This window comes from Nonomuraea sp. NPDC005650 (assembly GCF_040605375.1).
Taxonomy (GTDB): Bacteria; Actinomycetota; Actinomycetes; order Streptosporangiales; family Streptosporangiaceae; genus Nonomuraea.
Map to the genome: position 1 here is coordinate 29,778 of NZ_JBEXCR010000046.1, position 19,562 is coordinate 49,339.

Here is a 19,562-nt window from a genome sequence, read left to right on the forward strand (position 1 = left end):
AGCCCGGGCCGGCACCTGCCCGGGCTCCCGCGGTCCCGTTATCGGATGACGATCGTGGTGAGCGCCCGCGGCTGCAGCGTCACCGTGCGGCCCGTCACCGGGGACGGGGTGAGGGAGTTGGCCCCGTCCGTGACGTACGCGGTCGCCCGCCCGCGCACGCCCTGCCAGGTGGCCGGCGCGGTGCCCGTGTTGAGCACCTCGACGACCCGCGAGCCGTCCGGGTTGCGGAACGCGGAGACCTTCAGCGCCGGATCCGCCGCCGCCGCGTCCAGCCGGACCGCCCCCGGCCGGATGAACCTGCTGTACGCCGCCAGCGCCCACAGCCGCTTCGACACGTGATACGTCTTCGCCACGTCGTCGAGCTGCAGCAGCGCCCGGGTCGCGCCGCGCGAGCCGCCCAGCCAGTAGACGTAGCCGCTGACGTTCCCCAGCGTGAGCGCGTCGTGCACGGCCTGCGCGATCGCGAAGCCGTCGTAGCCGCTGCCGTCGTCCCAGCTCTCGTTCCAGGTGCTGCCGTTCGGGTTCCACTCCGACATCCAGGTCCTCCTGGTCGTCGGGAGCGGGCCGTCCACGGGGCTGGCGTACGTGTGCCCGGTGTGGGTCTTCACCCAGCGGCGGGCCTCGGGGTCGGCCTCGATCGCGGCCGTGTACGCCTTCGCCTGGTTCCAGCCGAACGAGTCGCAGCAGACCACGTGCACGCCCTTGGCCACCGGGCCGAGCACCTTGGCGAACTGGGCGGCCTGCTCCGAGGTGAAGCGCATGGACGCGTACGTGGCCGTCCAGTCGGGCTCGTTCGTGAACCCCAGGTCGGTGATCTTGATGCCCTCCTTGGCGTAGAACTTCGTGTAGGCCACCAGGTAGTTCGCGTACGCCTGCTGCCACTCCGGCTTCAGCGTGCCGCCGCCCTTGTCGTCGCCGTTGTCCTTCATGTAGCCGGGCGCGCTCCAGGCGTCGGCGAAGAACCGCTTCACGCCGTACGCCTGGGCCGCCTTGGCCACCCACACCTGGCTGTTGTCGTCGCCGTCCCACTCGTACTTGGGCGTGGCGCCGGGGCCGCCGGGGTCCTCGGGCTGGATCGACACCATCTGGTCGTACGGGCTGCCGGCCTTGGACGAGCCGATGCCGAGCCGCAGGATGCTGAGCCCGGCGCCCTTCTCCCGGTCGAACCACAGGTCCAGGACCTCGCGCTGCTGCGACTCCGGCAGCGCTTTGAGCAGTTCGTTGCGCCGGAACGCCTGGGAGATGCCGAAGCCGTCGATCTCCTGGTGCCTGACGTGCTCGTTCACGGTGATGGTGGGGGGCTGGGAGGGATTCACCGCAGGGAGGCCGAGCAGGGCGACCGCGACGACTCCACGAAACATGACGCCTCCGAAAGTTTCGGAATTATATCGATATGTTTCACCGATATCGCCGGAACCGTAAGCGGTCGAGGGGTCTCCCGTCAACAGGCGCCAGCGCGCGGTTTCGCCGACCTCCGGCACTTTCGGTCCTTCGGCAGCCCGAGACCCAGGAGCTCCACCACCCCGGCGCCTACCCCGCGCTCACTCCTACGCGCGCCCGCCCTTTGCGCTCGCCTGCGCCGCGCCCGTGCTTGCGTACTCCGCGCCCGCGCCTACTCCGCGCCCCGCGCCTGCGCTTGTTCGCCCTTGCCCTCGCACTTCGCCCATCCCCCTTGCCCGCACGTGCGGACCGGTGGGGCCGAGGGCCCCGGCCCCGTTCGGGGTTAGCGGCCGAAGGCGATGGTGTGGCCGGGTTTGACGCGGTCCGCCTGGTACGTCACCTGGTCGATCGAGACGCCCTTCGGGTCCGCCAGGACGATGGTGTCGCCGTCGTTGTCCAGCCGTACCCCGCCATCCAGCGTCACCCGCAGCGCCGCACCACCGTCGATGCCGCCGGTCAAGGTCTGGTGGCCGCCGGCGGCGTCCGACAGGGTCCAGCCCTCCAGGTCGATCGGGGTCGCGGTGAGGTTCAGCAGGGTGACCGTTTCGTGGCCGCGGTCGGCGCCCGCCGGGTCGGGGAGGGCCGCCACGATCAGCAGGTCCCCGGCCGCGACCAGCGGCGGCGGCTTGACGACGGTGCCCGGCGGCGCCGGGTCCGGGGCGATGATGAAGTCCTCCGGCCACACCGTGAGCTGGATCTGCCGCCCGGCCCCCTTGACCACGTCGTGCAGGTTGCCGCGTTCGAGCTTGCCGAGCAGGAACACCTCGTCGTCCCGGTTGACCGGGTCCGCGCGCAGCCAGGCGTCGAAGCCGTCGAAGTCCGTGAAACCGGCCGCGAAGTACGGCACGATGCGGCGGAACAGCTTCGGCCACATCACCAGGAGCTCGGCGTCCGCCAGGCCCGTGACGACGGCGGCGCCGTTGGGGTCGGCGGTCGAGCCGGGCCAGATACCGGCGGCCTTGCGCCTGGCCGCCTGCGACACCTCCGCCAGATGCGTACGCAGCTCCGCCGGCAGCGTCGCGTAGAACGCCGGATAGACCAGCCCCCCGGCCAGCAGCGTGCCGTTGACGGACGCGTCCACGAGCGGCGGGTCCAGGAACACCGAGGCCCCGTCGGCCCCCGGATGGTCACCCGCGTAGGCGAACCCGATCAGCCGGCCGTTCGCGTCGACCCCGTTCGTGAGCACGTGCCCGCGGACGGAGTCCTGGTCCGCCGACCGCACCTTGTTCGGCAGGTCGTCCCAGTACAGCACGTTCGTGAACCCGAGGAGACGCAGCAGCTCGTCCCTGGCCGCGTTGGCCCCGGCCAGCTGCTGGTGCGTCTCCTCGAAGTGGGTCTCCAGCGCGTCGATGGCCTCCAGGCGTACGGAGACGCCGCGGCGGTTGATCTTCGGCGGGTGGCCGGAGCGCCGCGGCAGCGCCTCCACCAGCGCAGGCGAGTCGGGCAGGAACTTCACGGTGTCACCGTCGGGCTCGGGGCCCTGTCGCGGGAGATCCGCGTACCGGATCACAAAGTTCCCGCGTAAAAGCGTGTAAGTCATGGATTGCCCCCCATCTTGTGGCGAGCGGAGCGTAACCCGCGTACCGCACTGCGTCCATGGGGGGCGTGCCGCTGTCAGTCCAGGCAGAACTCGTTGCCCTCGGGGTCGGCCATCACGATGTGACCGCCGCTGAGCGGGGGAGCGGGCTCGTGGCGCTGGAGCCGGGTGGCGCCGTGGGAGACGAGCCGCTCGGCCTCCGCCTCCAGGGCCGCCATCCGCGCGTCGCCCTCCAGCCCGGGGGCGGCCCGGACATCGAGGTGCACGCGGTTCTTGACCTGCTTGCCCTCCGGCACCCGCTGGAAGAACAGCCGCGGCCCGGCGCCGTCGGGGTCGATCACCGCCGAGGCGTCGTTGCGGCGCTCGGGCGGCACGCCCATCGCCTCCAGGGCCTGCTCCCACGACTCGAAGCCCTTGGGCGGGTCCTGCAGCCGGTAGCCGAGGGCCTCGGCCCAGAACGCGGCCACCCGGGCCGGGTCGGCGCAGTCGAAGGTGATCTGTACGTCGCGGGCCATCTCAGCTCGCCTCCCGTCGGGTGTGCAGGTACAGGTCGCGGAGCAGGCATATCTCCGACAGGTGGTGGATCAGCTCGCGGTTGATGTGCAGCACGAGTGCCCCCATCGAATGCTCGGCGTACGGTCCCTCCGCCGGCCCGCACGGCCGGGCGAGGCCGGCTTCGCCCAGGGACTCGACCCCGGCCAGCCAGGTGGCGTACTCCGCGTCGAGCTGGGCCAGCGCCGCGTCCGCGGTCTCGGCGTACTCGAACGACCAGTAGTCGGTGGGCGTGCGGCCGAAGTGCGAGGCGTTGCGCATCGCGAGCACGCCGACGATCACGTGGGCGAGCCGCCAGGCGATCGTCGTGAACGGCGCCGGCTCGGGCGGCGGCATCGCGAAGTCGACCGTCACCGCGCCGGTCCCGGCCTGCACCGGTGCGTCGCCGGTGCCGCGCGGGCGTACGTTCCAGCAGCCGGGCGCCGGCTCATAGAAATATTCGTCATCGGTGAGCCCGTCGAGGCGATCGCGCAGCTGATGAGTCCAGTGCCAGTCGATCTGGTCTCGGAGCAGTGGGTTCCAGGTCTGGTCGGTCATGGCTTGAGTGTTCCCCAAATAGCGGACAGGAACGTTCCGTGATGTGTGGAACGATGAGCGTGTGACTGTCGAGGCGACGACCGAGCGGGTGCTGCGGTTGCTGGGGCTGCTGCAGCGCCGCCCGTCCTGGACCGCCACCGAGCTGGCCGCCGAGCTGGGGGTCACCGACCGCTCGGTGCGCCGCGACGTGGAGCGGCTGCGCGCGCTCGGCTATCCCGTGCACGCTACGGCGGGCGTGGGCGGCGGCTACCAGCTCGGCGCGGGCACGCGGCTGCCGCCGCTGCTCCTCGACGACGAGGAGGCGATCGCGACGGCGGTGTCCCTGCGGCTGGCGTCAGGGGGCACGGTCGCCGGGACGGGCGAGGCGGCGCTGCGGGCGCTGGCCAAGCTCGACCAGGTGATGCCGCCCCGGCTGCGGGCCGAGGTGCGGGCGGTGTACGGTGCCACCGAGACCCTGGTCGGCCCCGGGGTCGAGATCGACGCGGAGGTGCTGGTGACGCTCGCGCGGGCCTGCCGCGACGCCGTACGGGTGCGGTTCCGGTACGCCGGCCGCGACGGCGGGGAGCGCGAGCGCGCGGTCGAGCCGGTGCGGATGGTCTCCACCGGCCGCCGCTGGTATCTGATGGCCTGGGACGTCGACCGCGACGACTGGCGCACGTTCCGGCTGGACCGGATGCGCGAGGTGGTGGCGACGACCTGGCGCTTCCGGGCGCGGGAGCATCCGGACCCGGTCGCCTACGTGCAGCGTTCGGTGGCCGAGGCGCCGTACCGGTATGTGGCCCGGGTGCGGGTGCGCGCCCGGCCCGACCAGGTGCGGGAGCTGGTGCCGCCCCAGGTGGGGCGGGTCGAGGACGATCGCGACGGGTGGTGCGTGCTCGTCCTCGGCGGGGACGACCTGGACTGGCTCGCCGTGCACGTGGCCTGGCTTCGCTTCGAGGCGGTGGTGCTGGAGCCCGCAGGTCTGCGGGAGGCCGTCACCCGGCTCGCCCGCCGCCTCGCGGCGATAGCCGGGGTGGCCGGGGCCGGCTGAAACAAGCCTCGGGCCTGGCGGAAACAGCTGCGGGCCCGACTGAAACAGCTAGCGGTAGACCGCTACGGCGGCCTCCCCGACCAGGGTGTCCACGACCGCGACCACCTCGCCCACCGCGGGCGAGGCGGCCGAGGCGATCTCGCGGAGGCGGCCGACCAGCCGGTTCGCCGGCTGGTCGAGATAGAGCTCCGCCTCCAGCCGCAGCACCGCCACCAGCCCGCACAGCGCGGCGCACCGCGCGTCCGGCGGTTTCCAGCCCTCGACCGCCGAGCGCACCCCGGAAGAGGCGCGGACCACCGAGGCGACGTCGGCGAGCCGGTGTCGCGTGTACGGCAGCATGCCCAGGCGGCGCCCGCGCACCCGGACGAGCACGCCCGAGGCGACCATGGCCGCACGGGTGCGGTCGTAGAGGCCGTCCGCCGTCCGCTTGACCAGGAGCCTGACGTCGCCCGGTGGAGCGGGGCGGGAGGCGCTGAGCGTCAGTTCGAGCAGCGCGGCGCCGGCCAGCCCGAGAGCCAGCGACGACCGGTGGACCAGGGGCCTGCCGGACTGGTCGTGCGCGATGAGATAGAGGTCCTCGTGGAGCGGCAGCCGGTTCATGGTGTCGCCTCGCTCCTCAGGGACGTCCGGTCAGGCCGCGGAGGGTGGGCGGGCGGCCGAGCGCGTACCGGCCGGCCAGCACCAGGGCGCCGGCGGCGAGCCAGATCAGGGCCACCACCTGCGCCGTCGCGTGGGCGTTGAGCACGACGAAGACGAGGATCCCGATCCCGATCAGCGGCGAGACGAGGTGCGACCACATGGCGTCCGAGCCGAGGCGGAGCGAGTGGTGCACGATCACCGACGCGTGCAGGACGACGAACGCGACGATGGCGCCGAGGCTGACCAGGCTGACGAGGAGCTCCACGCCGTCGGCGCGGGTCGACATCCAGATCCCCACGCCGGCGGAGAGCAGGGAGACGAGCGCGATGGCGTTGGCCGGCACCGACCGCCTGACCGACACCTTCGCCAGGAACGGCGGGAGCTGCCGGTCGCGGGCCATCGCGTACAGCAGCCGGGACGCCGCCACCTGGGCGACCATGGCGTTGGCCACGCCCCAGGAGAGCGCGGTGGCGGTCGAGGTGAGGTGCCTGAGCCACTCGCCGCCCGCCACTGCCGCCGCGTCGTAGAAGTCCGGGAGGCCGGGCGCCAGCAGGGCGGCCACCCACACCTGGATCATGAACAGCGCCCCCGCCAGCACGAGGACCAGCCGCATGGCCCTGCCCACCTGCCCGGACCCGCCGCCGGCCTCCTCGGCCAGCAGGCTGATCCGGTCGAAGCCGATGAACGACAGCACGGCCACCGACACCCCCGCGAACACCACCGGCCAGGAGAACGTCTCCAGATCGAACAGCGGGGAGAGGCCGAACCCGCGGCCCTTCCCCTGGAGCAGGGCCCAGACGCCGGCCAGGAGGAACAGCGCCAGCACGACCAGTTCGAACACGATCACGACGCGGGTCAGCCTGACCGTCATCCGGACGCCGCGGAGGTTGATCGCGGTGTTGAGCGCCGCGAAGGCGATCAGCCAGGCCCACACGGGGACGCCCGGCACGCTGGAGTGCATGGCGACGGCCGCGACGAGGTAGAGCAGGCCCGGCACGAGGACGTAGTCGAGCAGGACCATCCACCCGGTCAGGAACCCGGCCGGCGGCCCGATGCCGCGGGCCGCGTAGGCGTGGACCGAGCCGGCCGGCGGGCCGGACAGCGGGAACGCCTTGACCAGCTGCGCGTACGAGGCGGCCGCGAACAGCAGCGCGACCATCGCGACGAGATAGGCCAGCACCGGCATGCCGCCCGAGCGGGCGTGCACGATGCCGAAGACCGCGAAAGGGGAGATCGGCACCATGAACGCCAGGCCGTAGGACACGAGGTCGGTCAGCCCGACCCCGCGACGTAACGCCGGCCGCGGTCCGACCTGCTCAGATGTGCGCACGACGGGCTCTCCATGGTCATGCGGGTACGGAGGGTTCGACTGGGCGATCCTTCCGTGTCCCGGGGCCGCGTCGCAAGACCGATGGCAGGCTTATGCCACACGTGAGCAGGGCTCTGAAATGGGGATTCAGCCGAGGCGGGACTGGAGGCCGTCGAGCACCCGCTGGAGGCCGTAGTTGAAGCCGTCCTGGTTGGCCTCGGAGGAGACCTGGCCGCGCTGCGCGGCGTACCGGGCGCGCATGCGCGGGTAGTCCTGGACGGCCCGCTCGGCCGCCGGCCACAGGCGCTCCACCCACTCCTGCTCGGTCTGACCGCTGCGGGCGATCATGGACAGGACCGCGGCCTCGCTGGTGGAGACCCCGAGCACGTACGCGACGAGCGTGCTCATGGCGTGGTCGGCCTCGTCGAGCGGGAAGCCGGCGGTCTCGAAGACGCCGAGCATGTGCTCCGTCTGCCGCAGCATGTTGGGCCCCAGGTAGGCCAGCCCCACCTCGCCGAGCTTGGCCGCGATCCAGGGATGGCGCAGGATCGTGGCGCGCAGGCTGTGGGCGACGCGCTCGATGGCCGCCCGCCACCGGGTGGCGTCGGCCTCCTCGGGCAGCGGCAGCTCGCCGTAGACCGCGTCCACGGCGAGCTCGATCAGCTCGTCCTTGTTGGCCACGTGCCGGTAGAGCGAGGTCGCCCCGGCGTTGAGCCGGCTGCCGAGGCGGCGCATGCTCAGGGCGTCGATGCCCTCCTCGTCGAGCAGCCGGACGGCCTCGGCCACGATCTGCTCGCGGCTCAGCGCCGGCTGCTCCCGCTCGCGGCGGGGCCGCGCCCACACCGAGGGAATGGACTGCTCGTCTTTCGCCATGCCGCTCACCATAGCGCACATTGTACGCATATGCGCACGGTGTCAGCGTCGGTGCTTCGGCTTGCGGTCGTGCTGCTGGGGACGGTGGCCCATGTTGGCTGGGGCGGGGCCGTAGCCGATGGCGCCCATCATGCCCTGCTCCTGGTGATACAGGTTGTGGCAGTGGAACATCCACTCGCCGGGGTTGTCGGCGAACACGTCCAGATGCAGGCGCTGGCGTGGCTTGATGTTCACGGTGTCCTTGCGCGGCCCGCTCCCGTCGGGCCGGCGCACCTGGAAGGTGTGGCCGTGCAGGTGCATCGGGTGCCACATGGGCGACTGGTTGTCCACGACCAGCCGGACCGTCTCCCCCCGGTCCACGCGCAGCCGCAGGTGGTCGCTCGCGACCTTGTCGTTCATCGTCCACTCGTTGCCGGACGGGCGCATGCCGAGCGTGACGGCGATGGACCTGGACGGGCGGGGGAGATCGAGGGACGACGGGGCCTGCAGGTCCTGATAGGCCAGCATCCGTTCGGTCAGCTCCGGCACCTGGACGTCACTCGCCGGCGGGGCCGCCCGGCTGCTCGTCCGCACGACCGCGAACGCCCGCCCCCGCTTCCCCTCCGCTATCGCGACCAGCGGGAACGCGCCCGAGTCGAGCCGGGTCAGGAAGTCGTAGCGCTCGCCCATGCCGATGAGGAACGTGTCCACCTTCACCGGCCGGCACGGGAACCCGTCGGTGTGGGTGACGGTCATGCTGTGCCCGCCGAGCGCCACGCGGAAGGCGGTGTCGGAGGCCGCGTTGATCACCCGGAACCTGACCGTGCGGCCCGGCGCGGTGCGGAAGCTCGTGGGGGCGTCGGGCGCCCGGCCGTTGACCAGGTAGAACGGGTGCGTCATCTCCGCGGCGACCCCGCCGAGCGCCTCGCTGCGCAGGGTGTCGTCGTGGTCGGTGGACGCGTTCAGCCGCGCCAGGGCGTCGTCGGGAGTGCCGTTGACGCCGTCCAGCCAGTCGTCGAGCACGACGGTGAACTCCTCGTCGTACCCGAGCGGCTCCCGCGGGTCGCCCACGATCAGCGTTCCGTAAAGGCCGCGGTCGGGCTGGGTGCCGACGTGCGAATGGTAGAAGTACGTGCCGGCGTCGGGCACGGTGAAGTCGTAGTCGAACGTCTTGCCGGGCTGGGTCGCCTCCTGGCTGAACCCGGGCGCGCCGTCCATGGGGAAGTCGAGCCTGATGCCGTGCCAGTGCACGGTGGTCGCCGCGGGCAGCTCGTTGACCAGCCGCGCGCGGACCCGCTCGCCGGCCATGACCCTGATCTGCGGGCCGGGGACGACGTCGTCGTACGCCCAGGTGCGCACCGTGCGCTTCCCGAGGGAGACCGTCGTGGGCCGGGCCCGCAGCAGTATCCCCCGGGAGCGCGGCGCCGCCGCCGCGGGCGGCGCGCCCAGCAGCGGGACGGCGCCGGCCAGCGCACTGGCGAATGTCCCGGTGACGAACCTACGACGGGAAACCAGCCCGCCGGCACCCCACGAACGCGCCCAACCACCCACGACACCTCTCCCTTCGTCCACCAGGAGAGATTACGGAGGGTAACGGGTGAAAACTCCTCGCCACGCCGACGGGGATCTCTAGTGCGGGCGCTGGTGGCCGAACCGGACCGGCTTGGAGCCGTTCAGCCGCGCCTTCGGGTCGGTCATCGCCTGCGGCGGGGCCGGGCGCTCGACGGCCGGCTCGATGGCCGGCTCGGCGCCCTCGGCCTCCGCGATCCGGCGTACGAGCCGCTCCCGCAGCTCGGCCGCGACCCCGGCGTGCGAGGGGAATCCGGCCAGGTTGGCCAGCTCGTGCGGGTCGTTCTCCAGGTCGTAGAGGGCCTGCTCCCGGTAGCGGGCGGCGGCCGGGTCGTCCCACGGGTGGGCGTCCTCGGCGACGGCGTAGTACTTCCAGCGCGACGTGCGGATGCCGCGCCCCACCTCTGACTCGCTCACCTGGAAGAACACCTCCTCGGGCCAGGCCGCCCGGGGGTCGCGGACCAGCGGGAGGAACGAGCGGCCCTGGATCGAGCCGGGGACGGGCAGCCCGGCGGCCTCCAGCAGCGTGGGCGGCAGGTCGATGGTGCTGACCGGGCGGGAGATCGCGCCGCCGCCGTCGAAGCCGGGGCCGCGCAGCGCCAGCGGCACGCGGAGCGAGGCGTCGTGGCACGAGCGCTTGTACTCGCCGTTGCGGGTCTTGAAGTGGTTGCCGTGGTCGGAGGTGTACGCCACGATCGTGTCGTCCAGCAGGTCCATGCTGCGCAGCGCGTCCAGCAGCCGCCCGAGCCCCTCGTCCAGGCGCTTGACCTGCCCCAGGTAGCCGCCCATGTGCTGGTGGGCGGTGCCGCCGAGGGCGGCCAGGTCCGGCGGCATCCAGCGGCCCTGGTGGCGCTCCTCGTAGCCGTCGGGCGCCGGGTAGTTGTCCACCTCGTTCTGATGGTGCGGCTCCAGGAACGACAGGAACAGGAAGAACGGCTCCTCGTGGTGGTCGGCGACGTACCTGACGGCCGCGTCCACGATGGCGTCGGAGCGGTAGCCGGGCAGCAGCACGGGGTCGTTCGCCTCGTCGTACACGATCGTGCGGTAGGCGTCCGAGGTGTGCTCCAGCGCGTTCGCGGCCAGCCACGACCGGTAGCCGCCCCGCTGGGCCGCCGGGACCGGCTCGCTGCCGGCGAGGTGCCACTTGCCGATGTAGCCGGTGGCGTAGCCGGCCGCGCCGAAGTGGTGGGCCAGCGTGCGCTCCTCGGGCGGCAGCACGCGGCCGTTGCGATAGACGCCGGTCGTGGTCGGGTAGCGGCCCGTCTGCAGCGCGGCGCGGGCGGGCGCGCACACCGGCTGCGGGGTGAGCGCGACCGTGGCCTGCGTGCCGTGCCTGGCCATCCTGTCGAGGTTGGGGGTGAAGGGGCCGACGGTGTCCCACCGCTGCTGGTCGGTGAAGACGACGATCACGTTCGGACGCAAGAAAAGGGCTCCTAAGCTATTTGATGCCGGTCAGCGCGATGCCGCGCACGAAGTACCGCTGGGTGAAGACGAACAGGACGGCGGTGGGGACGAAGAGGATCACCGAGCCCGCGGCCGTGAGGTGCCACAACGTGAAGTACTCCTGGTTGAACAGGGTGAGCCCGACGGGGATGGTCCGCATCTCGGGCGTCGTGGTGGCGACCAGCGGCCAGAGGAACTCGTTCCACTGGAAGACGAACGTGAACAGCCCGAGCACGGCCAGCGCGGGCCGCGTCTGCGGCAGGATGATCCGCCGGTAGATGCCCAGCTCGGAGGCCCCGTCGATGCGGGCCGCGCTGATCAGGTCGTCGGGGATGGGCTGGATGAACTGCCGCATGAGGAAGATCCCGAACGCGTCCATGAGGAAGGGCGCGATCAACCCCTGGTAGGTGTTGAGCCACCCCAGGTTGGCCATGAGCACGTACAGCGGGATCATCCGCACGAAGAACGGCACCATGAGCGTGGCCAGCAGCGCCACGAACAGCGTGTTGCGCAGCGGGAAGCGGAACTTGGCGAACACGTACCCGACCAGCGGGTCGAAGATCAGGTGCGCCAGCGTGATGGCGCCGGCCACGACGAGGCTGTTGACGATGAAGTTCCCGAACGGCGCGCGGGCGAAGAGCTCGGCGTAGTTCCCCCACTGCGGCGACTCGGGCCAGACCACGGCCTCCGCCGACAGCGTCTCGGCCTCGGTCTGGAGCGACAGCGACAGCATGTAGAGCAGCGGCAGCACGGTGACGAGCGAGGCCAGCCCGAGCAGGAGGTAGAGCAGCGTGCGGCGCATCAGTACACGACCTCCCCGCGCCGCCCCGCCCGGAGCTGGACCAGCGTGAACGCCACGATCACGATCAGCAGCAGCACCGACTGCGCCGAGGAGTAGCCGAAGTCCCTGGTGCGGAAGGCCACGTTGAAGATGTGGAAGACGGACAGGTCGGTGGCGTCGCCGGGCCCGCCGCCCGTGATGATGTACGCCTGCCCGAACGCCTGCAGCCCCGAGATCACCGCCATCACCGACACGAACAGCGTCGTGGGCGCCAGCAGCGGCAGCGTGATGCGCCAGAACCGGCGCCACGCGTCGGCCCCGTCGATCTTGGCGGCCTCGTGGTACGTCTCGGGGATGCCCTGCAGCCCGGCCAGGAACAGCACCATCGTGTAGCCCACGCTCTGCCACAGCGTCACGGCGGCGATCGTGAGCAGCGGCGCGGTGTTGAGCCACTGCTGCGCGGGCAGCCCGGCCGCGAGCAGCACCCGGTTCAGCACGCCCAGCTCGGGGTCGAGGATGTTGCGCCACAGCAGGCCGACGATCGCCACGGACGTCAGGTACGGCACCAGCAGCAGCACCCGGAACGCCACCCGCCCCTTGAGCGGCTGGTCGAGCGCCATCGCCAGGGCCAGCCCGAGCACGATCGAGCCGGCCACCACGGCCACCGCGAAGGCCACCGTGACCAGGAACGAGTGCCGCACCGCCGGGTCGGCCAGGGCCTGCGCGTAGTTGCCCAGCCCGGCCCACTGGTCGGCCTGCGGCCCGGTGCGCAGGCTGGTGGCCGCGACGTTGCCGATCGGCAGGTAGAAGAAGGCCGCGAAGAACAGGATGGCGGGCAGGAGGAACAGGTAGGCGGTCCGCGCGTAACGGCCGGAGAGCGTGCGGGGCCTCACTTGAGGAAGCCCTCCGCCGACGCGGTGAACGCCGCGAGCGCCTCGGCGGCCGGCTGGTTCTGGATGAGCACCTGCTGGTACATGACCTTGAGCTGCTCCTCCCACTTGCCGAGCTGCCCGGTGAGGCGCACCTGCTGGGAGGAGTCCTTGGCGTACGGGAGGGCGTCGGCGAAGACCTTGGTGACCTCGTTCGACTCCACCTCGGGCAGCTTCGTCCAGGAGACGCGCGGCATGAGCATGCCGGTCTCCTTGGTGGCGGCCTGCTCGACCTCGATGGCGGTGATGCGCTTGATGAAGTCCCACGACAGGTCGGGCCTGGCGGCCTTGGCGGGCACGAACATGCTGACCCCGGCCGCCTGGGTGGCCTGAGTCTTGTGCTTGAGCGGCGGCGCGACGCCGATCTCGATGTCGGGGCTGGTCTTCCTGATCGGGTCGAGGTCCCAGGGGCCGGTGAAGATCATCGCGGCGCGCTTGGCCGAGAACAGCTTCTGCGGGCCCGAGTAGTCGGTGCCCGACACCGGCACCGGGGCCACCTTGTGCTTGTGGACCAGGTCGGCCTGGAACTGCAGGGCGGCGACCGCGTCCGCGACCGGCGTCATGACCTTGCCGGTCGACGGGTCGTAGGGGGTGACGCCGGCCTGGGTCAGCCAGGGCCAGAGGTAGGTGTAGTCCTGGTTGAGCGCGACGCCGTACACGCCGTCCTTGGTGAGCTTCCTGGCGGCGGCCAGGAACTCCTCCCAGGTCGTCGGCACCTCCACCCCGGCGTCCCTGAGCATGGCCTTGTTGTAGAAGAGCGTGTTGCAGGTCAGGTGGAGCTGCACGCCGTACACCTTGCCCTGGTACGAGTTGCGCTCCACGGTTACGGGCTGCCAGTCGGAGGGGAAGCCGATCGCCTGGCCGTCGCGGTCGACGTAGTCCTGCAGCGAGCGGGCGTTGCCGGACACGGCGAACTCCTGCACCCACCCGCCGGGCTCCTCCACCAGGTCGGGCACGGTCCCGGAGGCGAAGTCCGCGAGCAGCCTGGTGCGCAGGTCGGGCCACTGGTACTTCTGCAGGTTGACCTTGACCTTGTTGGCCTGCTCGAACTCGGCGATCACCTTCCGGTACGCCTGGTAGTCGTGGCCCGCGTTCCAGTAGATGGTGAACGTCCCGGGCGCGGCGGCCTGCGTGGTGGGGGCGCCCGCGCAGGCCGACAGTACGGGCCCGGCGACGGTGGCGGTGGCGGTGGCGGCGGTCAGGCGGAGCAGGTCACGGCGAGACAGGGGGGAGGACATCTCGGGGTTTTCCCTTCACGAAGAGCCCCGCCGCAGGAAGGTCCAGGTGCGGACGATCTCGCGGGCGGGTGGTTGCTCCTCGGCCTGGAGGCGGTCGAAGAGCAGGCGTGCGACGTCGGTGTAGTCGTGGCGGAGCGGGCCGACGGTGCTGAGCTGCGGATTGCTGATGAGACCCTCGTCGATGTTGCCGGCGCCGACGATCGCGACGTCGCCGGGCACGCTGAGCCCGGCGTCCCTGGCGGCCCAGATCGCGCTGATCGCGGCCCGGTCCGAGGCCGCGAAGATCGCGTCGGGGCGGTCGGGCGAGCGCAGCAGCTCGGCGGCGGTCTGGTAGGCCGCCACGCGGTCGTCCGCGCCCGAGGTGATGATCCGCTCGCTCACGCCGTGCCGGTCCAGGGCGGTCGTGTAGCCGAGCAACCGGCCCGTGGGCCGCTCCCGGTAGAGCTCGTGGCGGTGGGCCAGGAACGCGATGCGCCGCCGGCCCTGGGCCAGCAGGTGTTCGACCGCCTCCGCGCACGCCTCCGTCTCCGGGGTGCGGACGACGTCGCAGCCCTCCAGCCCGCTCTCGTTGCTCAGGACCACCAGTGGCAGCCCGGTGCCGGCCAGCCCGGTGAGCAGGTCGCGGGTGAGATGGTCGCCGACGACGTTGATCAGCGCGCCGTCGGCGATGCCGCCGCGCAGCACGTCGACGGCGGCCTTCGCGCGGGCCTCCGAGTAGACGGCGAGCGTCACCACGGAGTAGCCGCGGGCGTCGGCCATCTCGTGCAGGTCGGTGGCCAGGCGCTCGTCGCTCGGCACGCCGCCGAGCGAGCTCAGCACCAGGCAGATCCGCTGGGTGCGGCGCTTGCGCAGGCTCCTGGCGGCCTGGTTGGGGGTGTAGCCGAGCTGCCTGGCCGCATCGAGCACCCGCTGCCTGGTCTCGGCGGCCACGGGGCGGTCCCGGCCGCTGAGCACGTAGGAGACGGTCGCCACGGACACGTTCGCCAGCTCGGCCACTTGTCGCGCTGTAGGTCTCATGTTAGTCGTATAACCTAGCATTCCCTATAGAGAAAAAGGGAAATCCCTGGCCTCTGATGTGGATGGGGACGTCAGCGATCCGGTGGTTCTCACCATGCTGCTTGATGACGTGTTAATCGATTAGCACCGTATGCCTCGGGCCTCCGCCAGATCAACCCCACGGCTCGGGTTTTCCCTAGGGCTCTCCTGGTGGCGGACGGCCGAGGGCAATCGCTAGCTTGGGTATCCGTGACGCCTCTCTTACCGGGCGACCCGGCGCAACTGGGCGAATACTGGCTGGCGGGCCGACTGGGCGCGGGCGGGCAGGGGGTCGTGTACGACGCCTACGACGACGCCGGCCGGCGCGTGGCGGTCAAGGTCATCCGCCCGGAGTTCCTGGAGCACGCCGGGGCACGGGCCGACTTCGTCAAGGAAGTGACGGCCGCGCGGAAGGTGGCCTCGTTCTGCACGGCCCGCATCATCGACGCCGACCTCGACGGGCCCACGCCGTACATCGTGAGCGAGCACATCGAGGGCCCCAGCCTGCGCACGGCCGTCGAGCGGCACGGGCCGTTCGACGCCGACCGGCTGCACCGGCTGGCCGTCGGGGTGGCCACCGCGCTGGCCGCCATCCACGACGCGGACGTGGTGCACCGGGACCTGAAGCCGGGCAACGTGCTGCTCGGGCCCGACGGGCCGCGGGTGATCGACTTCGGGCTCGCCAGGACGGGCGAGATGTCGCAGACCACCGAGGGGGAGTTCGCGGCGGGCACGCCGCCGTACATGGCGCCCGAGCGGCTGGCCGGGCAGCGCGGCGGATCCGCCGTGGACGTGTGGGCGTGGGGCGCGGTGATGCTGTACGCGGCCACCGGGCGGCCGCCGTTCTCGGGCGACCTCGCCCTCCTGCGCTACCAGGTGGCCGCCGCACGACCCGACTTCAGCGTGCTGGCGCAGCCGCTGCGGCGGCTGGTGGCCGAGGCGATGTCGCCGGACGCGGCGGCCCGCCCGCCGGCGCGTTCGCTGCTGCTCGACCTCATCGCCATGAACAGCGCCGCCGCCGACGGATCGGACGCCTGGCAGGGCGGCCTGTCCGGGCTGCTCAGCAGCGGGAGCCGGGCCGCCGGCGAGGTCCGGCCGCCCGCCGAACCGGCCGCGCCGTCGCCCGCCGCGCTCGCCGAGGCCGTCTACGGGCGGCTCAGCCCGGAGGACCAGGCGCTCGTCCCCGCGGCCCTGCTGCGCATGGTCCGCTCCGACGAGAGCGCCGAGACCGCGCTCAGGGAGGCGGCCACCCGGGATCTCGTCGATGGCGCCCGGGACCCGGCCGGGGTGGAGCGGGTGCTCCAGGCGTACACGGACGCGGGCCTGCTCGTCCGCAGGGGCGAGTCGATCACGCTGGCGGGGGCGGCGCTGCTGCGGGCGTGGCCGCGCCTGCGGGGCTGGGTCGAGGCCGACCGCGAGGCGCTGACCGTCCACCACGCCCTGAACCGGGCGGCCACCGTGTGGCACGCGAACGGCCGCCGCCCCGACGACCTCTACCGGGGCACGGTCCTGGACGAGACCCTCGACTGGGCCGCCAAAGGGCACGGGCCGCTCCGGCCGAACCTGCGCGAGCAGGCGTTCCTCGACGCCTCCCACGCGCGCACCCGTGACGTGGCCAGGCGGCGCCGGCGCGTCAGGGGCACGATCGCGGCGCTCGTCGCGGTGCTGCTGGCCGCCGTGGGGGTCGTGGTCGCGCAGAACGCGCTGGGCACGCGCCAGCGGGACACGGAGGCCGCCCGCCGGGTGGCCTCACTCGCGAACCGGACCCGCGCCCGGGACCCGATGACGGCGCTGCTGCTGAGTGTGGCCGCGTGGCGGATCGCGCCCGTGTCCGAGGCGCGGTCGGCCATGTACGCCTCGCTGGCCCAGCGCGAGCGCTCGGCCTTCCGGCCCGCGCCGGTCTCGGGCCCGGCCCGCTTCGACCTCGGCGACGACGGCACGCGGCTGGCCGTGCTGGACGACGGCCGGTTCACGCTGTGGGACGTGAGCTCCGGGCGGCCCGCCCACGCCTTCGGCGGGGTGCGCGGGCCCGTGGGCGCGATCGCGCTGAGCGCCGACGGCCGCAGGCTGGCCGTGGCCGGCGAGCGGTCGATCTCCGTCTGGGACGTCGAGCGCGGCGTGCGGGTCGCGGAGCTCGGGACGGGCGCGCAGCGGCTGGCGTTCAGCCCCAGACGGCTGCTGCTGGCGGCCACCACGCCCGAGGGCCGCACGCAGGTGTGGGACCTGACCAGCCAGCGCCCGCTGGACGTCGGCGACGCCCGCGAGGTCGTGTTCTCCGCCGACGACGGCCTGATGGCCGCCACCCTGCCCGGCGGGCGGATCGAGCTGCGCGACTGGCGGGGCGTCCTGGCCCGGCTCCCCGGCGCGGCGCTCGCGTTCGACCCGGCGCGGCGCGAGCTCGCGGTGCGGACGGGCGGCGGCGTCCGCTTCTGGGACCTGAACGCGCGGCGCTGGCGAGGGCCGGTGCTGCAGGGGTTCGCGGCCCGCGAACTGCGCTTCAGCCAGGACGGCCGCTTCCTGGCCGGCTACGACGGGTCGGCCCTCGCGCTCTGGTCGAGGAACGGCACCCGGCTGCTCACCTACCCGGTCGGCGAGCTCGTGCCGGGGCTCCGGCTGGGCCCAGGCACGCTCGCCTTCGGCCTGCTCGACGGCACGGTCGTGACCCTGGACGTCTCCGACCTCACCCGCCCGCGCACGCTGGCGCCCGGGGTCGAGGCCGGGCTGATCGACCCCACGCGGCGGACGGTGATCGTACGGCGGCAACAGGCCGAGGTCTGGCAACTGGGCGGGCTGGAACGGCTGGCGGCCCTGCCGGTCTCCCCGACCGCCATGGCACTGAGCCCCGGCGGCACCCTCCTGGCCGTGGGGACGGCCGCTCCCGCGCGGGTGACGCTCTGGAACCTGACGACGGGCACGAAGGACCGGACGATCCCCGTCCAGGGCGCGAGCGAGGTGGGCGGGCTCGCGTTCAGCCCGGACGGCACGACGCTGGCGGTGGCCCCCTTCCAGGAGACCGTCACCCCGCCCGCGAACAACTGGCGCGACGTGCAGCTCTGGGACGTCCGGCGCGGGGTCAGGACGCGGACGCTGAGCGTCCCCGGCGGCTCCGGCCTGGTCTTCCGCCCCGACGGGCGGGAGCTGGCGGTGAACGGCGCGGACGGCGCGCTCGTGTCGCTGGACACGGCCGCGGCCGTCACCAGGCCGTTCGGCGAGAGCGCGGACGGCGTGCGGGCCATCGCGTACAGCCCGGACAGCAAGGTCGTCGCCACCGGCGCGCTGGCCGCCGGGGTGACCCTCTGGAGCGCCGCCGACCGGCGGCAGCTCGCCCACCTGCCGCTCAAGGGGTTCGGGGCGGTGGACGTGCTGGCGTTCTCGCCCGACGGGCGCACGCTGGCCGTCGGCGGCTCGAACCGCGTCCAGCTCTGGGACGTCGCCGAACGCGCCCCGCTCGGCGCGCCCGTCGTCTACCCGGCGGGCGAGGTGGTCACGCTGGCCTTCGACGCCGGCGAGCTGCTCACCCTGCGGACCGACGGCACGCTCGGCGGCCGGCCCGCCACCTCCGCCGGCGTGGTCGCCGCCCTGTGCGCCAGGGCCGGGCGGTCGCTCTCCCGGAACGACTGGGAGCGGCTCATGCCCCCCGGCACCCCCTACCGCGAGATCTGCTGACAGGAGGAGACATGCAGCCCGCACCCGAGATCGTCGCCATCCAGGTGACGCCGCAGCCGGTCGTCCTGGACACCGGCGAGGTCGCGCTCCGGATCGAGGCGTCCACCGTGAACGCCACCCGGTTGCGCGGCCGGCTGCTGAGCCCGGACGGGACGTCCGTGCCGCTCGACTTCACCGCCCAGCCGCCGCCGTGCGACTGGCTGGCCACACACACGCTCCGGCCGGCCGACCGGGAGGGGACGTGGCGGGTCGAGGCACGGGCCGGCCGGGCGGTGGCCGAGTACGAGTTCGACGTCGACCGGCGCGGGACGAAGGCCGAGGCGCGGTTCGAGTCCTTCGACGCGGAGCCCCGCCAGGTCCCCAGAGGCGACCTGATACGGCTCCTCGGCCGCGTGGAGCTGGTCAAGAACGGCGCCTCCGGCCCGGCGGCCGGCCTCCCCGTCGTGATCACGTTCCAGGAGCAGGAGACGTGCGGCCGGCGCCGGTTCGCCGAGGCGGTCACCGACGACCTCGGCCGGTTCGCCGCGCAGGCGCCCGTCGCGGAGAGCGGCGAGTGGTGGGCCGAGGTCTCCAGCGGGCGCGAGGTGATCGGGGCGTTGAGCGCGCCGGTGTTCGTGGAGGCGACGGCCGAGCAGAAGTTCGCGACGCAGCTCGACTACGCGGTGCGGCGGGCGGGCGGCGGCACCGTGCACTCGGGACGGCTGCGCGGCAAGCCGGGCCAGTCCTGGCAGGGGCTGGGGAACCAGCGGATCTGGGTCTTCTACCGAAAGCCCGGCGCGCCGTCCGGGTCCTTCGACTCGGTCAACAAGAGCACCCTGACCAGGGACAGCCCCGTCCTCAGCAGGGGCCGCTACGAGGTCCGCACCGGGGCGAAGAACGGGGGCGCGTGGCGGGTGGAGTACTTCGGCACCAACCTGGCGGCGGGCGCCGTGAGCGCGGCCAAGCCCGCGCCGTGACCGTCATCGGGGATCCGCGAAGATGGGAGGCGCGTAAACGGCCCAGCTG

Annotated in this window: 16 protein-coding genes; 3 read left to right on the forward strand and 13 right to left on the reverse strand. The window is 72.7% G+C overall.

The window, feature by feature from the left end; genetic code table 11:
• Positions 1-38 precede the first annotated feature (38 nt).
• The 4 genes from ABZS69_RS52515 to ABZS69_RS52530 all read right to left on the reverse strand — a co-directional run bounded on the left by ABZS69_RS52515 (position 39) and on the right by ABZS69_RS52530 (position 4,066).
• Positions 39-1,361 carry a glycoside hydrolase gene (locus tag ABZS69_RS52515; RefSeq protein ID WP_355388280.1) on the reverse strand — a complete coding sequence of 441 codons (1,323 nt, stop codon included), beginning with the start codon at positions 1,359-1,361 and terminating at the stop codon, positions 39-41.
• Positions 1,362-1,723: 362 nt separating this feature from the next.
• Complete coding sequence (locus ABZS69_RS52520; RefSeq protein WP_355388283.1) at positions 1,724-2,980, reverse strand: lamin tail domain-containing protein; 1,257 nt, start codon at positions 2,978-2,980, stop codon at positions 1,724-1,726.
• Between the two features lie 74 nt (positions 2,981-3,054).
• Positions 3,055-3,492, reverse strand: a complete 438-nt coding sequence (locus ABZS69_RS52525; protein ID WP_355388286.1) for a VOC family protein — start codon at positions 3,490-3,492, stop codon at positions 3,055-3,057.
• Position 3,493: 1 nt separating this feature from the next.
• A complete protein-coding gene (locus ABZS69_RS52530; RefSeq protein ID WP_355388289.1) occupies positions 3,494-4,066 on the reverse strand; it encodes a DinB family protein in 573 nt (190 codons plus the stop codon).
• Between the two features lie 61 nt (positions 4,067-4,127).
• On the opposite strand from ABZS69_RS52530, the gene ABZS69_RS52535 reads away from it, so the two are divergent.
• Positions 4,128-5,096: a YafY family protein gene (locus ABZS69_RS52535; RefSeq protein ID WP_355388292.1), complete on the forward strand. Its 969-nt coding sequence runs from the start codon at positions 4,128-4,130 to the stop codon at positions 5,094-5,096.
• Positions 5,097-5,144: 48 nt separating this feature from the next.
• Here the strand turns inward: ABZS69_RS52535 and ABZS69_RS52540 are convergent, their stop codons facing one another.
• The 9 genes from ABZS69_RS52540 to ABZS69_RS52580 form a co-directional block, all read right to left on the reverse strand.
• Positions 5,145-5,696, reverse strand: a complete 552-nt coding sequence (locus ABZS69_RS52540; RefSeq protein WP_355388295.1) for a GPP34 family phosphoprotein — start codon at positions 5,694-5,696, stop codon at positions 5,145-5,147.
• Between the two features lie 16 nt (positions 5,697-5,712).
• Positions 5,713-7,065, reverse strand: a complete 1,353-nt coding sequence (locus ABZS69_RS52545) for an APC family permease (protein WP_355388298.1) — start codon at positions 7,063-7,065, stop codon at positions 5,713-5,715.
• 126 nt (positions 7,066-7,191) lie between these two features.
• Positions 7,192-7,917 carry a TetR/AcrR family transcriptional regulator gene (locus ABZS69_RS52550; RefSeq protein WP_355388301.1) on the reverse strand — a complete coding sequence of 242 codons (726 nt, stop codon included), beginning with the start codon at positions 7,915-7,917 and terminating at the stop codon, positions 7,192-7,194.
• 42 nt (positions 7,918-7,959) lie between these two features.
• Positions 7,960-9,447 (reverse strand): multicopper oxidase family protein, encoded by a 1,488-nt coding sequence (locus ABZS69_RS52555; protein WP_355388304.1) that lies wholly within the window; start codon positions 9,445-9,447, stop codon positions 7,960-7,962.
• Between the two features lie 78 nt (positions 9,448-9,525).
• Positions 9,526-10,887 carry a sulfatase-like hydrolase/transferase gene (locus ABZS69_RS52560; protein ID WP_355388307.1) on the reverse strand — a complete coding sequence of 454 codons (1,362 nt, stop codon included), beginning with the start codon at positions 10,885-10,887 and terminating at the stop codon, positions 9,526-9,528.
• Positions 10,888-10,903: 16 nt separating this feature from the next.
• On the reverse strand, positions 10,904-11,710 hold the full coding sequence (locus tag ABZS69_RS52565; RefSeq protein WP_355388310.1) for a carbohydrate ABC transporter permease: 807 nt from the start codon (positions 11,708-11,710) through the stop codon (positions 10,904-10,906).
• Positions 11,710-12,582, reverse strand: coding sequence for a sugar ABC transporter permease (locus ABZS69_RS52570; RefSeq protein WP_355388313.1), 873 nt, complete (start codon positions 12,580-12,582; stop codon positions 11,710-11,712). Before ABZS69_RS52570 ends, ABZS69_RS52565 begins: the two co-directional genes overlap by 1 nt.
• Entirely contained in the window at positions 12,579-13,856 is a 1,278-nt protein-coding gene (locus ABZS69_RS52575; RefSeq protein WP_355388316.1) for a sugar ABC transporter substrate-binding protein, read from the reverse strand. Before ABZS69_RS52575 ends, ABZS69_RS52570 begins: the two co-directional genes overlap by 4 nt.
• Positions 13,857-13,871: 15 nt before the next feature.
• On the reverse strand, positions 13,872-14,873 hold the full coding sequence (locus tag ABZS69_RS52580) for a LacI family DNA-binding transcriptional regulator (RefSeq protein ID WP_355388319.1): 1,002 nt from the start codon (positions 14,871-14,873) through the stop codon (positions 13,872-13,874).
• A gap of 228 nt (positions 14,874-15,101) precedes the next feature.
• Between ABZS69_RS52580 and ABZS69_RS52585 the strand changes: the two genes are divergently transcribed.
• Together ABZS69_RS52585 and ABZS69_RS52590 are read left to right on the forward strand one after the other, a co-directional pair.
• Complete coding sequence (locus tag ABZS69_RS52585; RefSeq protein ID WP_355388322.1) at positions 15,102-18,557, forward strand: serine/threonine-protein kinase; 3,456 nt, start codon at positions 15,102-15,104, stop codon at positions 18,555-18,557.
• An 11-nt stretch (positions 18,558-18,568) separates the two neighbouring features.
• Entirely contained in the window at positions 18,569-19,513 is a 945-nt protein-coding gene (locus ABZS69_RS52590) for a hypothetical protein (RefSeq protein WP_355388325.1), read from the forward strand.
• The last annotated feature ends 49 nt before the right edge of the window (positions 19,514-19,562 follow it).

Coding starts and splice junctions, on each gene's coding strand:
- ABZS69_RS52515 (WP_355388280.1), bottom strand. CDS start 1,361: ATGTTTCGTGGAGTCGTCGCGGTCGCCCTGCTCGGCCTCCCTGCGGTG.
- ABZS69_RS52520 (WP_355388283.1), bottom strand. CDS start 2,980: ATGACTTACACGCTTTTACGCGGGAACTTTGTGATCCGGTACGCGGAT.
- ABZS69_RS52525 (WP_355388286.1), bottom strand. CDS start 3,492: ATGGCCCGCGACGTACAGATCACCTTCGACTGCGCCGACCCGGCCCGG.
- ABZS69_RS52530 (WP_355388289.1), bottom strand. CDS start 4,066: ATGACCGACCAGACCTGGAACCCACTGCTCCGAGACCAGATCGACTGG.
- ABZS69_RS52540 (WP_355388295.1), bottom strand. CDS start 5,696: ATGAACCGGCTGCCGCTCCACGAGGACCTCTATCTCATCGCGCACGAC.
- ABZS69_RS52550 (WP_355388301.1), bottom strand. CDS start 7,917: ATGGCGAAAGACGAGCAGTCCATTCCCTCGGTGTGGGCGCGGCCCCGC.
- ABZS69_RS52565 (WP_355388310.1), bottom strand. CDS start 11,710: ATGCGCCGCACGCTGCTCTACCTCCTGCTCGGGCTGGCCTCGCTCGTC.
- ABZS69_RS52575 (WP_355388316.1), bottom strand. CDS start 13,856: ATGTCCTCCCCCCTGTCTCGCCGTGACCTGCTCCGCCTGACCGCCGCC.
- ABZS69_RS52580 (WP_355388319.1), bottom strand. CDS start 14,873: ATGAGACCTACAGCGCGACAAGTGGCCGAGCTGGCGAACGTGTCCGTG.
- ABZS69_RS52590 (WP_355388325.1), top strand. CDS start 18,569: ATGCAGCCCGCACCCGAGATCGTCGCCATCCAGGTGACGCCGCAGCCG.